Source organism: Pseudonocardia sp. ICBG601 (assembly GCF_020496245.1).
Window position 1 is genome coordinate 144,566 of sequence record NZ_JAHLJA010000021.1, and the last position, 13,359, is coordinate 157,924.

Annotated in this window: 10 protein-coding genes and 8 pseudogenes; 12 read left to right on the plus strand and 6 right to left on the minus strand. The window is 74.2% G+C overall.

Going from position 1 to position 13,359, the window contains the following annotated elements; translation table 11 throughout:
- Both cobM and KPL57_RS08030 read left to right on the plus strand, forming a co-directional pair.
- Nucleotides 1-744, plus strand: coding sequence for a precorrin-4 C(11)-methyltransferase (gene cobM, locus KPL57_RS08025; protein WP_226351077.1), 744 nt, complete (start codon nucleotides 1-3; stop codon nucleotides 742-744).
- 139 nt (nucleotides 745-883) lie between these two features.
- Entirely contained in the window at nucleotides 884-1,561 is a 678-nt protein-coding gene (locus KPL57_RS08030) for a cutinase family protein (protein ID WP_226351078.1), read from the plus strand.
- Nucleotides 1,562-1,568: 7 nt separating this feature from the next.
- On the opposite strand, the gene zwf is transcribed toward KPL57_RS08030, so the two are convergent.
- Both zwf and galK read right to left on the minus strand, forming a co-directional pair.
- Nucleotides 1,569-3,065, minus strand: a complete 1,497-nt coding sequence (zwf, locus tag KPL57_RS08035) for a glucose-6-phosphate dehydrogenase (RefSeq protein WP_226351079.1) — start codon at nucleotides 3,063-3,065, stop codon at nucleotides 1,569-1,571.
- A 139-nt stretch (nucleotides 3,066-3,204) separates the two neighbouring features.
- Nucleotides 3,205-4,299 carry a galactokinase gene (galK, locus tag KPL57_RS08040; RefSeq protein ID WP_226351080.1) on the minus strand — a complete coding sequence of 365 codons (1,095 nt, stop codon included), beginning with the start codon at nucleotides 4,297-4,299 and terminating at the stop codon, nucleotides 3,205-3,207.
- Between the two features lie 302 nt (nucleotides 4,300-4,601).
- Between galK and KPL57_RS69475 the strand changes: the two genes are divergently transcribed.
- Nucleotides 4,602-5,435 (plus strand): GNAT family N-acetyltransferase, encoded by an 834-nt coding sequence (locus tag KPL57_RS69475; RefSeq protein ID WP_226351081.1) that lies wholly within the window; start codon nucleotides 4,602-4,604, stop codon nucleotides 5,433-5,435.
- Here KPL57_RS69475 and KPL57_RS08050 read toward each other — a convergent pair.
- Nucleotides 5,344-6,593 (minus strand): annotated as a pseudogene (locus KPL57_RS08050) (ROK family protein). The gene KPL57_RS69475 and the pseudogene KPL57_RS08050 sit on opposite strands and share 92 nt — an antisense overlap.
- Before the next feature lie 423 nt (nucleotides 6,594-7,016).
- Between KPL57_RS08050 and KPL57_RS66075 the strand changes: the two are divergent.
- From KPL57_RS66075 to nhaA, 7 genes and pseudogenes are all read left to right on the plus strand, one after another.
- Complete coding sequence (locus KPL57_RS66075) at nucleotides 7,017-7,229, plus strand: dihydroxy-acid dehydratase (protein ID WP_264197851.1); 213 nt, start codon at nucleotides 7,017-7,019, stop codon at nucleotides 7,227-7,229.
- The gene (locus KPL57_RS66080) at nucleotides 7,226-7,384 is read left to right on the plus strand and encodes a hypothetical protein (RefSeq protein WP_264197852.1); all 159 of its coding nucleotides are present in this window, start codon (nucleotides 7,226-7,228) and stop codon (nucleotides 7,382-7,384) included. Before KPL57_RS66075 ends, KPL57_RS66080 begins: the two co-directional genes overlap by 4 nt.
- Nucleotides 7,384-7,599 (plus strand): annotated as a pseudogene (locus KPL57_RS66085) (dihydroxy-acid dehydratase); the annotation flags it as partial. The gene KPL57_RS66080 and the pseudogene KPL57_RS66085, both read left to right, overlap by 1 nt.
- A gap of 109 nt (nucleotides 7,600-7,708) precedes the next feature.
- Nucleotides 7,709-7,762, plus strand: a pseudogene (locus tag KPL57_RS69480) (hypothetical protein); the annotation flags it as partial.
- 160 nt (nucleotides 7,763-7,922) lie between these two features.
- Nucleotides 7,923-8,366, plus strand: a pseudogene (locus tag KPL57_RS66095) (dihydroxy-acid dehydratase); the annotation flags it as partial.
- A gap of 204 nt (nucleotides 8,367-8,570) precedes the next feature.
- A pseudogene (gene eda / locus KPL57_RS08060) lies at nucleotides 8,571-9,171 on the plus strand (bifunctional 4-hydroxy-2-oxoglutarate aldolase/2-dehydro-3-deoxy-phosphogluconate aldolase).
- A gap of 342 nt (nucleotides 9,172-9,513) precedes the next feature.
- Nucleotides 9,514-10,828: pseudogene (nhaA, locus tag KPL57_RS08065) on the plus strand (Na+/H+ antiporter NhaA).
- 113 nt (nucleotides 10,829-10,941) lie between these two features.
- On the opposite strand, the gene KPL57_RS08070 reads toward nhaA, so the two are convergent.
- Genes KPL57_RS08070 through KPL57_RS08080 form a run of 3 tightly spaced genes read right to left on the minus strand, consistent with a single transcriptional unit; the run spans nucleotide 10,942 to nucleotide 11,986 of the window.
- Nucleotides 10,942-11,370, minus strand: coding sequence for a transposase (locus KPL57_RS08070; protein WP_226351096.1), 429 nt, complete (start codon nucleotides 11,368-11,370; stop codon nucleotides 10,942-10,944).
- Nucleotides 11,268-11,735 carry a transposase gene (locus KPL57_RS08075; RefSeq protein WP_226351082.1) on the minus strand — a complete coding sequence of 156 codons (468 nt, stop codon included), beginning with the start codon at nucleotides 11,733-11,735 and terminating at the stop codon, nucleotides 11,268-11,270. The genes KPL57_RS08070 and KPL57_RS08075 overlap by 103 nt, the downstream gene beginning before the upstream one ends.
- Nucleotides 11,736-11,749: 14 nt before the next feature.
- Nucleotides 11,750-11,986, minus strand: a complete 237-nt coding sequence (locus KPL57_RS08080; RefSeq protein WP_226351083.1) for a hypothetical protein — start codon at nucleotides 11,984-11,986, stop codon at nucleotides 11,750-11,752.
- A gap of 325 nt (nucleotides 11,987-12,311) precedes the next feature.
- Here KPL57_RS08080 and KPL57_RS71875 point away from each other — a divergent pair.
- Together KPL57_RS71875 and KPL57_RS08090 are read left to right on the plus strand one after the other, a co-directional pair.
- A pseudogene (locus tag KPL57_RS71875) lies at nucleotides 12,312-12,668 on the plus strand (hypothetical protein); the annotation flags it as partial.
- Between the two features lie 64 nt (nucleotides 12,669-12,732).
- Nucleotides 12,733-13,359 (plus strand): annotated as a pseudogene (locus KPL57_RS08090) (hypothetical protein); the annotation flags it as partial.

The window sequence follows — 13,359 nt, forward strand, 5'->3', positions numbered from 1 at the left end:
GTGACGGTGCACTTCATCGGGGCCGGACCCGGTGCCGTCGACCTGCTGACCCTGCGGGCCCGCGACCTGATCGCGGCCTCCCCGGTCTGCCTCTACGCGGGCAGCCTGGTGCCGCTGGAGATGCTGGAGATCTGCCCGCCCGGGGCCCGCACCGTCGACACGGCGCTGATGACGCTCGACGAGATCCTGGACGAGATGGTGCGCGCGCACCGGCACGGGCTCGACGTCGCCCGGCTCGCCTCCGGTGACCCGTCGGTGTTCTCCGCGATGGCCGAGCAGATGCGCCGGCTGGAGGCGGCCGGCGTGCCCTACGACGTGTGCCCCGGCGTCCCGGCCTACGCGGCGGCGGCCGCGGCGCTGGGCCGCGAGCTCACCGTCCCCACGGTCGCCCAGACGGTCACCCTGACCCGGATCGCGGCGCGCGCGACCCCGATGCCGGAGAACGAGGGTCTCGACAAGCTGGGCAACGCCGGCGGCACCGTCGTGCTGCACCTGGCCGTGCACCGCATCGCCGAGGTCGTCGACGCGCTCGCCCCGTCCTACGGCGGCGACTGCCCGGCCGCGGTGGTGGCGCACGCGTCGCGCGCACACGAGCTCGTGCTGCGGGGGACCCTGGAGCAGATGCCCAAGGCCGTCGACGAGGCAGGCATCCAGCGCACCGCCGTGATCATCGTCGGCGAGGCGCTCGCGGCCCGGCACTTCCCGGACTCGCACCTCTACAGCGCGGACCGCTGCCGGAGCTGACGACGCGGCGACCGCTCGTCGTCCGTTCGCCGCCCGACGGTGGCATCCGGGCGCGCGACGATCATCGATCGAACGCGCACGTGGCCCACTGGACGCACCCGATCGGAGGATCGGCGTCGGTCGGTGGGAGGAACCAGCCGTGCAGATCAGGAGCGTCGTCACCGGGATCGCGGCCGCGGTCGGCATCGCATTGGCAGGCGTCGTCGCCGCCCCCACGGCGGGCGCGGCACCCGCCCCGCCGACCGGGTGCCCGCAGATCGAGACGATCGCCGTACGCGGCAGCACCGAGGCCCAGGGCGGCGGCAGCATCGCGGGCCCGCAGGCGTCGTCGATCCAGTCACGGTCCGCGCAGACCGTCCGGACCCACGACCTGGTCTACCCGGCCTCGCTCGGCAACTACGCGAGCAGCGTGCGCCAGGGGGTGTCCGCGCTGCGCAGCAGGCTGGCGGCGACCTCCGCGCAGTGTCCGTCCACCCGGTTCGTCCTGATCGGCTACTCGCAGGGCGCCCAGGTCATCGGGGACACCCTGGCCGCGGGCGGCGTACCCGGCGCCGACCGCATCCCGGCCGTGCTGCTCTTCGGCGACCCGACGTTCAACGGCCGCGAGAGCTACAACACCGGCAGCTACTCCGCGGCCCGCAACGGCGTGTTCGCCCGCTCGCGCGGCACGCTGTCGGCCTACGCGTCCTCGATCCGCTCCTACTGCAACGCCACCGACAACTTCTGCCAGCGCGGGGCGACCGGCTCGGGGCACTACCGCTACGCGAGCGACCGGACCGCCGCCACGACGTTCGCCGTGCAGCGGATCGGCGGCTGAGCCCGGCTCAGTAGTCCTCGTGCCAGGCCCGGCCGTCGCGCTCGATCAGCGCGGTGGCCGAGGCCGGGCCGTGGCTGCCCGCGCTGTAGGGGCGCGGCCGCTGGTCGGTCGCCTCCCAGGTCCGCAGGATCGGCTCGGCCCACCGCCACGCGGCCTCGATCTCGTCGCGGCGCATGAACAGGGTCGGGTTGCCGCGCAGCACGTCCATGAGCAGCCGCTCGTAGGCGTCGGGCAGCCGGTCGCCGAAGGTGCGGGCGAAGCTCAGGTCCAGCCGCGCCGGGATCGGGCGGATCCCGCCGGGGCCGGGCTGCTTGGCCGTCATGTGCAGCCGCACGCCCTCGTCGGGCTGCAGCCGCAGGACGAGCCGGTTGGCCGGGATCTCCTCGCCGAACGCGGGGAAGATCGAGTGCGGGACCGGCTTGAACTGCACGACGATCTCCGACGCGTGGGTCGCGAGCCGCTTGCCGGTGCGCAGGTAGAACGGCACCCCGGCCCAGCGCCAGTTGGCGACCTCGGCGCGCAGCGCGACGAAGGTCTCGGTGGAGGAGCGCTCCCGCTCCCGCGGGGTCCCGGCGCGGGACTCGGCCAGCTCGGTGGCGTAGCCGGGCACCGCGGTGCCGTCGACGAGCCCCTCGACGTACTGCCCGCGCACGGTGTCGCGCACCACGTCCGGACCGTCGAGCGGCCGCAGCGACTGCAGGACCTTCAGCTTCTCGTCGCGCACGCCCTCGCCGTCGATCTTGGCGGGCGGCTCCATCGCGACCAGGCACAGCAGCTGCAGCAGGTGGTTCTGCACCATGTCGCGCAGCGCGCCGGAACCGTCGTAGTAGTCCGCGCGGTTCCCGACACCGATCGACTCGGCGACGGTGATCTGCACGTGGTCGATCTGCGAGGCGTTCCACAGCGGCTCGAACAGGGAGTTGCCGAAGCGCAGGACCAGCAGGTTCTGCACCGTCTCCTTACCGAGGTAGTGGTCGATCCGGTAGATCTGCTCCTCGGAGAACACCGAGCCGACCTCGTCGTTGATCGCCTGCGCCGACGCCAGGTCGGTGCCCAGCGGCTTCTCCAGCACGACGCGGGTGTGCTCGTCGACGATGCCGGCGGCCGCGCTGCCGACGCAGATCCGGCCGAACAGCTGCGGGGCGGAGGCGAGGTAGAGCACCCGGGTGCGGCCCGGCGAGGGCGCCCCGATCAGGTCCGACAGCAGCGACCAGTCGTCGTCGGCGACGTCGAGGGTCACGTGGTGCAGCCGGTCCAGGAAGCGGCGGTGCTGCGCGTCGTCGGCGCAGGCGTCGGGGCCGGCCCAGCGCGGCGCGGTGCGCCGCAGCTCGGAGTCGACCTTGTCGCGGTAGCCGGGGTCGTCGACTCCGGAGCGGGACACGGCGACGATGCGGGTGTCGTCGGCGAGCTGGCCGTCGCGGTCGCGGAGGTAGAGCGCGGGCAGCAGCTTGCGCATCGCGAGATCGCCGGTGCCGCCGAACACGACGACGTCGGCGGGGGCCATGACGGGAAGGGGGTGCGGCACGAGCCGTCTCCTCGGTAAGCGAACGGGTGCGGGTCGAGCGGTGCCAGGGCCCGCATGACGGGCACTTCCGTACTGTACCGATTCCGTTCCGCCCGCGAAAGGCGTAAGGGGTATGCGGTCAGGCCAGCCGGCCCGCCCCGTCCGACGGCGTTCCGGTGAACACGACCGGCTCGGTCCAGCCGCGCTGTGCGTAGGCCTCGCGCACCGACGCCGCGACCGCGGCCGCGGCGTCGGCCTCGACCAGCGCGATCACGCAGCCGCCGAAACCGCCGCCGGTCATCCGGGCGCCGGTCGCGCCGCCGGCGCGGGCCGCCTCGACCGCCACGTCGACGTGCGGGACGGTGATCTCGAAGTCGTCGCGCATCGAGGCGTGCGAGGCGTCGAGCAGCGGCCCGATCGCCCGCGGGTCCGCGCCGCCGGTGAGCAGGCGCACGGTCTCGACGACCCGGTCGTTCTCGGTCACGATGTGCCGGGCCCGGCGGCGGATCCGCTCGTCGGCGATGCGGGGCAGGTCGTCCGGGCCCGCGTCGCGCAGGGCCGCGGCGGCCGCGGCCTCGCAGTCGGCGCGCCGAGCCCCATACTCGCCCGAGGCGTGTGCGTGCGGCGCACGGGTGTCGACGACCAGCAGCTCCAGGCCGTGCGCCGGCAGGTCGAAGGGGACGAGCTCGACGGTGTCGTCGCGGGTGTCGAGGAACACCAGCCGACCGGCGCGGCCGTGCATCGAGGCCATCTGGTCCATCCCGCCGGTGGGGGCGCCGACGAACTCGTTCTCCGCGCGCCGCGCGATCCGGGCCAGCGTCGTGGGGTCGACGTCGATCCCGGCCAGCCCGGCGAGCGCGACGCCGACCGCGCACTCCACCGCGGCCGACGACGACAGCCCCGCCCCGACCGGCACGTCGGAGTCCAGCTCCAGCTCGACCTCGCCCACCGGGTACCCGGCCTCGCGGAACGCCCAGCAGGTCCCGGCCACGTAGGCGGCCCACCCCGGGACCTGGCCCGGCACCACCGACGCCGCGGAGAACTCCACCGCCCCGCCGGGCTCCTGCACCGACCGGACGCGGCTGCGGCCACCGGTCGCGGGCGCGGCGGCGCCGACGGCCCGGTGCGGCAGCGCGAAGGGCAGCACGAACCCGTCGTTGTAGTCGGTGTGCTCGCCGATCAGGTTGACCCGCCCCGGGGCGAACCAGACCCTCTCGGGCAGCCTTCCGAACACCCACCACCGACATGCCCATGTACTCGGCAGCTCGCGCTATACGCATCTAAAGCAGTATGAGCTAGTACCGGATACTTTGTCAACAGTCGATGAGCCCGGTCGGGGCCGCCCCGTGACGGGTGGTGAAGGCGTCGGAGACGATGGACATGGCAGCTCCGGTCGTACTGGTGCGTGATCGCTGGCGGGCTCGGTGGTGGGCACGGTCGCGGACTCTGTGGCGGACTCGGTGGCTGGTCCGGGGCGCGGGCACGGTAGCCGACCCCCGCGCCGCGGGGCCGGGGAGCCGGGGCACGATGACCTCCGTGCCCGACGTGTCCGATCGCCTCGAGTCCGTCCTGAACGACCCGGTGACCGCCACCCTGCGCGGGCGGCTCGGCGCCTTCGGCGCGACCCGCGGTGGCGCGGTGCGCTTCGACCCGGAGGTGTCGCCGTTCGGGGCGCTCCCGCTCGACCGGGACGGCCACGGCAGCGCCGGTGACTGGGCCGACCTCGCGGCGCTGTGCGGGCCGGGCGAGGAGGTGGTCGTCGTGCGCTCCGCCGACGGGCCACCCCGGGTCCCGGCGGGCTGGGAGCTGCTCCGTGCGATCCCCGGGGTGCAGATGGACGGCTCCGCGGTGCCGGGCGCGGCCGCCGACGACGTCGTCGAGCTGGGCCCGGCGGACCGGCCGGAGATGGCGGATCTCACCGCGCGCACCCGGCCGGGGCCGTGGCTGGCGCGCACCGCCGAGCTGGGCCGCTACCTCGGCGTCCGCCACGACGGCCGGCTGGTCGCGATGGCGGGGGAGCGGATGCGCCTCGGCGGCGAGGGTGCCGCCGGGGCGACCGAGATCAGCGCGGTCTGCACCGACCCGCAGTACCGCGGCCGCGGTCTGGCCCGCCGCCTGGTCGACGCCGTCGCAGCCGGGATCGTCGCCCGCGGCGAGCGCCCCGTGCTGCACACGGCCGCGACAACCACGGCGCGATCCGGCTCTACGAGGCGATGGGGTTCACGCTGGCCCGCGCGATGCGGTTCGACCTGCTGCGCGTGCCGCACCGCTGAGCGGCTCAGGCCGACAGGGCGGCGTCGACGGAGCCGGGGGAGAGCACCTCGTCGAGCACCAGGATCGCGCAGCCCATCACGCCGGAGCGCCCGCTGAGCAGGCCCGGCTCGATGCGCAGGTTCTGGGTGGCCGCGGCCATCGAGCGCCGGTAGATCGCCTCCCGCACGCCCGCGACGAGCGGGTCGAATGCCCCGACCAGGTCCCCGCCGATCGCGACCAGCGCGGGGTTGACCAGGTTCACCGCGGCGGCGAGGACCTCGCCGAGCCGGCGCCCGGCGATGCGCACCAGCCGCACCGCGTCCGGGTCGCCCTGCTTGACCAGCGCGACGACGTCGGCGATCGCGGTGACCGGCTGCCCGCACTCGGCGAGGTCGCGCACCAGGGCGCGGCCCGAGGCCAGCACCTCCAGGCAGTCGATGTTCCCGCAGCCGCAGCCGATGCCCGGCCCGTCGTGGACCGGGGTGTGCCCGATCTCGCCCGCCGCGCCCCAGGCGCCACGCTGCAGCACGCCGCCGCAGACGAGCCCGGCGCCGACCCGGACCCGATCTTGACCATCAACAGGTCGTCGACGTCGGGATGCGCGTCGTGCTCGGCCAGGGCCATGACGTTCACGTCGTTGTCGACCAGCACCGGGGCCGGGAAGCGCGCGGTGAGCAGCGGCGGCAGCGCGATCCGCTCCCAGCCGGGCAGCGCGGGGACACCCACCGACCAGCCCCGCTCGCCGTCCACGGTGCCCGGGATCGACAACCCGATGCCGCGGATCGTCGCGTCGTCCACACCGGCGGTGAGCAGCAGCTTCTCCAGCCGGATGACCGCCTCGGAGAGCAGGTGCTCCGGACCGGCGGAGGCGGGGATGTCCACGACCTCCTCGGCGAGCACGGTGCCGGACAGGTCGCACACGGCAGCCTTGGACCGGCTGACCCCGACCGACAGCGCCAGCACGGTGCCGCCGGCGGCGTTGAACTCCAGGCGCGCGGCGGGGCGCCCGCCGGTCGCGGCGGCGCCGACCACCTCGGTGACCAGGCCGTCGGCGAGCAGCCGGTCGACGCGTGCGGCGACCGCGGTCCGGGACAGGCCGGTCTCGCGACCGATCTCGGTCCGGGTCCCGGCCACGCCGTCCCGGACCAGCCGGAAGATCTCGCCCGCCGTGGCGGGCGCGCTGGTCGGGGTGCGTCCTCGCATTCGTCCAGTGAACCACAGGGCTTCCACCTGGTGAAACGCTGATGCCGTCGCACTAACGTCTTGTGAGTACATAAGTCAGTCGATAGAGTGCTTATCGAACGGTTCGCCAGGCCCCCACCCTCTGGAGATCGACGTACCGTGACCGCTTCCGTCCCGCTGCACCCCGTCGTCGACGCCGTCACCCGGCGGGTCGACCGCCCGCTCGGCCACCACCCGATCCGCCTACCTCGAGCGCATCCGTGCGGCCGCCGCCGCGGGGGCCCGCAGCCGGTCCCGGCCGCGCCGACCTCGGATGCGCCAACCTCGCCCACGCCGTCGCCGCGTGCGGCCGGACAAGCTGACGCTCACCGCGTCGCCCGCCCGCAACATCGGCATCGTCACCGCCTACAACGACATGCTCTCGGCGCATCAGCCGTTCGAGACCTACCCCGCGCGGATCAAGGCCGCGGCCCGCGCCGCGGGCGGGTCGCCCAGGTCGCCGGCGGGGTCCCCGCCATGTGCGACGGGATCACCCAGGGCCGCGCCGGCATGGAGCTGTCGCTGTTCTCCCGCGACGTCATCGCGATGTCCACCGCGATCGCGCTGAGCCACGACATGTTCGACGCCGCCGTCCTGCTCGGGGTCTGCGACAAGATCGTCCCCGGGCTGGTGATGGGGGCGCTGTCCTTCGGTCACCTGCCGGTGCTGCTCGCCCGGCCGGCCCGATGACCTCCGGCCTGCCGAACAAGGACAAGGGCCGCGTCCGGCAGGCGTTCGCCGCGGGCGAGGCCGACCGCGCCGAGCTGCTCCGGGCCGAGTCGGCCAGCTACCACGGCCCCGGACCTGCACCTTCTTCGGCACCGCGAACTCCAACCAGCTGCTGATGGAGGTCATGGGCCTGCACCTGCCGGGGTCGTCGTTCGTCAACCCCGGCACCGCGCTGCGCGACGCCCTGACCGACGAGGTCGCCCGCCGCGCACTCGACGCCGCGGGGGACCCGGACCGGGCGATGGGCGCCGTCGTCGACGAGAAGGCCGTGGTCAACGGGATCGTCGCGCTGCTGGCCACCGGCGGCTCCACCAACCACACGATGCACCTGGTCGCGATGGCCGCCGCCGCGGGCGTGCAGATCACCTGGGACGACTTCTCGGACCTGTCCGCCGGTGGTGCCGCTGCTGGCCCGGATCTACCCCAACGGCTCCGCGGACGTGAACCACTTCCACGCCGCGGGCGGCACGGCGCTGCTGGTCCGCGAGCTGCTCGACCACGGCCTCGCCCACGACGACGTCCGCACCGTCGACGGCCCCGGCCTGCGCCGGTACACCCGCGAGCCGTTCCTCGACACCGGAAGCGGCAGCGGCACGCAGCGACACCGGCGTTCTCGTCTGGCGCGAGGGACCCACGGAGAGCCTGGACAAGTCGGTGCTCCGCTCGGTCGCCGACCCGTTCTCCCCGGACGGCGGGCTGCGCGTGCTGCACGGCAACCTCGGCCGGTCGGTGGTCAAGACCTCCGCCGTCGAGCCCGACCACCGCGTCGTCGAGGCACCGGCCGTGGTCTTCGACGACCAGGACGACCTGCTGGCGGCGTTCGCCGCGGTGAGCTCGACGGGCGCGACCTGGTCGCCGTCGTCCGCTACCAGGGCCCGCGTGCCAACGGCATGCCCGAGCTGCACAAGCTGACCCCCGCGCTGGGGCTTGCTGCAGGACCGCGGGCACCAGGTCGCGATCGTCACCGACGGCCGCATGTCCGGCGCCTCGGGCAAGGTCCCGGCCGCACTGCACGTCACCCCGGAGGCCGCACAGGGCGGACCGCTGCGCAGCGTCCGCGACGGCGACCTGGTACGTCTGGACACCCTGAACGGCACGCTGTCCCTGCTGGTCGACGCCGACGAGTTCGACGCCCGCGAGCCCGCCCGACCCACCCGCCCCTCCGGTCCGACGACCGGAACCGGGCGGGATCTGTTCGGCGCGTTCCGGCGGCCGTCGGACCCGCCGACGCCGGCGCGACCGTCGCCCTGCCCTACTGAGCCGCCCTGCCCTACCGAGAGGACCCCGCCCGTGAGCGAGAAGCTGCTGGAGCTGGCCCCCGTCGTCCCCGTCGTCGTGCTGCACGACGCGGCGACGGCCGTCCCGCTCGCCCGCGCCCTGGTCGACGGCGGGCTGCCGGTCATCGAGGTGACCCTGCGGACCCCGGCCGCGCTCGAGGGCGTCCGCCGGATCGCGGCCGAGGTGCCCGACGCCGTCGTCGGCACCGGAACCGTCCGCACCCCCGACGACGTGCGCGCCTCGGTCGAGGCGGGCGCCCGCTTCCTGGTCAGCCCCGGCGCGACGCCGCGGCTGCTCGACGCGATGGAGGACTCCGGGCTGGACTTCCTCCCGGGACCGCGACGATCTCGGAGATGATGGCCGTCGCCGAGCGCGGACACACCGCGTGCAAGTTCTTCCCGCCGAGGCGGCGGGCGGGCGCCCGTTCCTGAAGGCCGTCGCCGGGCCGCTGCCGGACCTGCGGTTCTGCCCGACCGGCGGGATCACCGTCGACTCCGCGCCGGCTACCTCGCGTTGCCCACCGTCTCCTGCGTCGGGGGGTCCTGGCTGACCCCGGCCGACGCCTCGCGGCGGGGACTTCGAGCGGATCCGCGGGCTCGCCGCGGCCGCCGCGGCGCTCGGCTGACGGTTCGGCGAACGCAGCCGGCCGGGCCGCCAGCACGGCCAGCAGCACGTAGCCGAGGACCAGGATTGCTCCGGCGATGTCGCTCACGCGCCATGGTGGCGCGCTGCGGCACGGGCGGTGATCCGGACGCGATCCTGACGCCCGGGCGGCACGGGGGGCCGCGCCGGGGCGTCGGGCCGCCGGTGGTGCGCGCCTCGAACGGGCTGACGCCGACGCCGGGGCCGTTAGGATCCGTACCGGTGTGCCGGGAAGTCTGGTCGGCGAGCGCTGCCCGCTGCCCGCCCGACCTCCCCGGAGCCCCGTGAACACCGGTCCCGTGCCCACCACCCCACCCGCCGACGCCTGTTCCCCCACGGGTCCTGGCCGCGCGCCCGCCGGTCGCCGACGTGCTGCGCACCGAGACCGTCGGCGGTGTCCTGCTCGTGAGCGCGGCCGCGGCGGCGCTGCTGTTCGCCAACTCGCCCTGGCGCGACACCTACACCGCGCTCGCCGGGTTCACCGTCGGCCCGCCGCGCTGCACCTGGACCTGTCGCTCGCGACCTGGGCCGCCGACGGGCTGCTGGCGGTCTTCTTCTTCGTCGTCGGGCTGGAGCTCAAGCGCGAGTTCCTGGCCGGGGACCTGCGCGACCCGCGCACGGCGCTGCTCCCGGTCGCCGCGGCCGTCGGCGGCATGGCGGTGCCCCGCCTGATCTACGTCGCGATCAACCTCGCGAACCCCGACGCCCTGGTCGGCTGGGCCATCCCGACCGCCACCGACATCGCCTTCGCCCTCGCGGTGCTCGCCGTGATCGGGACCACCTGCCGACCGCGTTGCGGACCTTCCTGCTGACCCTCGCCGTCGTCGACGACCTGCTGGCCATCACCGTGATCGCCGTGTTCTACACCGACCGGCTGTCGGTGGCCGCGCTGCTCGGGCGCTCGTCCCGCTCGCGCTGTTCACCCTCGCGTGCAGCGCGGGGTCCGGTCCTGGTGGGTGCTGCTACCGCTCGCCGCCCTGACCTGGGTGCTCGTCCACGCATCGGGGGTGCACGCCACCGTCGCCGGGGTGCTGCTCGGCTTCGCGGTGCCGGTCCTCGGTCGGCGCCGGGTGCACGGGGTGTCGCTGTCGGAGCACTTCGAGCACCGGTGGCGCCCGCTGTCGGCCGGGTTCGCGGTGCCGGTGTTCGCCTTCTTCGCCGCCGGGGTCACCGTCGTCGGCGGCAACGGCAACGGCAACGGCAACGGCAGCGGCGACGGCGGGGGCATCGGTGCCGCCCTGGCCGACACCGTCACCCTCGGGGTCGTCGCGGGCTGGTGGTCGGCAAGACCGTGGGCGTGCTCGGCGCGACCTGGCTGGTGCAGCGGTGCACCCGGGCCGAGCTGTCCGACGACCTGTCCTGGTGGGACCTGCTCGGCCTCGCGCAGCTCGGCCGGGATCGGGTTCACCGTGTCGCTGCTCGTGGGGGAGCTGGCCTTCGGCACCGGGACCCCGCAGGACGACCACGCGAAGATCGGTGTGCTCGGCGGGTCGCTGCTCGCGGCGCTGCTCGCGACCGTGGTGCTGCGTGTCCGCAACGCCCACTACCGGCGGATCCGGGACATCGAGACCCGCGACGACGACCGGGACGGCGTCCCGGACGTGTACCAGCAGGAGGACCGGACCAGCCCGGACGGCTGAGAGCGTGTTTGGAAATTCTAGTGGGTTGAGGGTGTCGTGTGTTTCTGCTGGCGGGTGGCGGGGTATCCACGGGCGATGCGGCGGGGGTGATGGTGTTGATCGCGCCCAGCGGATCATGGCTTCGGATGTGGTGGGGTGGCGTTCGTAGTCTCGGGCAGGCGTCGGTGTGCGGTGAGCCAGGCCAGGGTCCGTTCGACCACCCACCTTCGGGGAGGACGGTGAATCCGCGCTGCTCGGGTGGCTTGCGGATGATCTCGATCGTTGTCTGCAGGATCGTGGCGGCCCAGTCGAGCAGTCGCCCGGCGAAGCCGGCGTCCGGCGTAGACGAACCGCACCCTGGTGCGCAGGTAGAGGTTGAGCAGGATCGGCTTGGCGCCGTCGCGGTCCTGTACCGAGGCCGAGCACACCATCGTGGTCAGCAGCAGACCGAGGGTGTCGGTCACGATGAACCGTTTCCGTCCGCCTGTCTTCTTCCCGGCGTCGTAGCCGCGGGAGTCCTGGCCGACGGTGTCGGCGCCCTTGACCGACTGGGAATCGATGATCCCCGCACTCGGCTCCGATCACGGCCCTCGGCGATACGTAACTGCCCCCGCACGACCGGGAGGATCTTCTCGGTGACCTTCTGCTGTTCCCACTGGTTGAAGTACCAGTAGACGGTCTGCCAGGGCGGGAGTCCACCGGCAACGCCGCAGGCACACCCGGTCCGCACGACATACAAGATCGCGTCCAGCACGTCCCGACGAGCATGAGCAACAGGCCGCCCCCGCCGCGCGAGCGGCGGTAACAACGGCTCGATCACCACCCACTGGGCATCACTGGTGTCCGAGGGGTACCGGCGCGGTCGTTCCTGCATGCCGACCACGATGGAGCACCCCAGCCGTGTCGACCATCCCGACACACCCACCATTTCCAAACACGCTCTCAGGGCCGGGCAGCGGTGGTCGGCGCGGGCCGCGGCGTGCTGCACCGCGGCCGGGGCAGGCCGCGACGCCCGTGGTCCCAGTCCCCGGTGTCCGGGCGCGCGCAGGGCAGGGCGTGCACGAAGCTGCGCACGGGCCCGCCGGCGGGCGTCGTCCCGCCGTGGGTGCGCATCCGCAGCGGCTCGGTCGTCGGGTCGATCGGGTTGAGGCAGCGCTCGCAGAGCGCGTCCCGGATCACGCAGCCCACCGACCGCCGGGGACCACGGTGCCCGCGGGGACGCACGCCTCGACGTGCACGACGGCCTCGCGCCAGGTCACCTCGCCCCCGCCGCATCGGCCGACTCGATGTGGGACAACCGGTAGACGCGCTCGGTCTCGGCGTCGACGGGGCGAAGCAGCGTTCGCAGAGCTGGATCATCGGGCTCGACCTCGCGGCTCTCTCTCGGGATCGGACGGCCAGGATCCACCCACCGGCCATCATCCGGACACCGGAACGTGACCGGCGCCGCTGTGTGGTGCGCCCCACCTGACCTGCGGCGCCGTCATCGGTGACCCGGCGGGCGGTGTCGCGGCGGGGGATCGGCGCGGGCCCCGTCCTAGACTCGGCGGTTCCCCCGTACCCGACCGTTCCGGGAGTTCCTCCGTGCGCTTCGTGCACGCCGCCGACCTGCACCTCGACAGTCCGCTGCGCGGCCTGTCGCGGCTCGGGGACTCCGAGCTCGCCGCGACGCTGCGCGCGGACCCGGCGGGCCTGCGAGAACCTCGTCGACGCGGTCGTCGACTCCCGGGCCGAGGCGCTGGTGCTGGCCGGCGACGTCTACGACGGCGACTGGAAGGACTACGCGACCGGCGCGTTCTTCGTCCGGCAGCTGTCGCGGCTGCACGACGAGGGCATCCCGGTGTTCCTCATCAGCGGCAACCACGACGCCGAGTCCGAGATCACCCCGGTCGCTGCGGCTCCCGCCGACCACCCGCCGGCTCTCGGTGGACGCCCCCGAGACCGTCGTCGACGACGACCTCGGCCTGGCCGTGCACGGCCAGGGCTTCGCCCGCCGCGCGGTCCTGGAGAACCTCGTGCCCGCCTACCCCGACCGGATCCCCGGCCTGGTCAACGTCGGCATGCTGCACACCTCGGTGCAGGGCGACGACCGGCACGACACCTACGCCCCCTGCCGCCCCGAGGACCTGTCCGGCTGCGGGTACGAGTACTTCGCCCTCGGCCACGTGCCGAGCAGCGCGCGGTCTGCGAGGGCCCGCACCCGGCCTGGTTCTCCGGGAACCTGCAGGGCCGCCACCCGCAGGAGCGCGGTGCGAAGGGCGCCCTGCTCGTCGACGCGGCCCCCGGCCGCAGCGGCGACGGTCACCCCGCTCGTCCTCGACGTCGCCCGCTGGGAGCTCGTCGAGGTCGACATCACCGGCCTGGGCGGCGCCGACGACGTCTACGACGCCGTCGAGGTCGCGCTGCGCGAGCGCTGCGTGGTGGCCGCGCCGCGGACCGTCGTCGCCCAGGTCACGCTACGGCTACGGCGCGGGCCCGGCCGCCGACGGACCTCACCTCCGCGGACGGGGTCCGCACCGAGCTGGAGCTGCTCGCCGAGCGCTGCGGAGCGG

Coding starts and splice junctions, on each gene's coding strand:
- KPL57_RS66080 (WP_264197852.1), top strand. CDS start 7,226: ATGACCTCCGGCCTGCCGAACAAGGACAAGGGCCGCGTCCGGCAGGCG.
- KPL57_RS66075 (WP_264197851.1), top strand. CDS start 7,017: ATGTGCGACGGGATCACCCAGGGCCGCGCCGGCATGGAGCTGTCGCTG.
- KPL57_RS08075 (WP_226351082.1), bottom strand. CDS start 11,735: ATGGTGGGTGTGTCGGGATGGTCGACACGGCTGGGGTGCTCCATCGTG.
- zwf (WP_226351079.1), bottom strand. CDS start 3,065: ATGGCCCCCGCCGACGTCGTCGTGTTCGGCGGCACCGGCGATCTCGCG.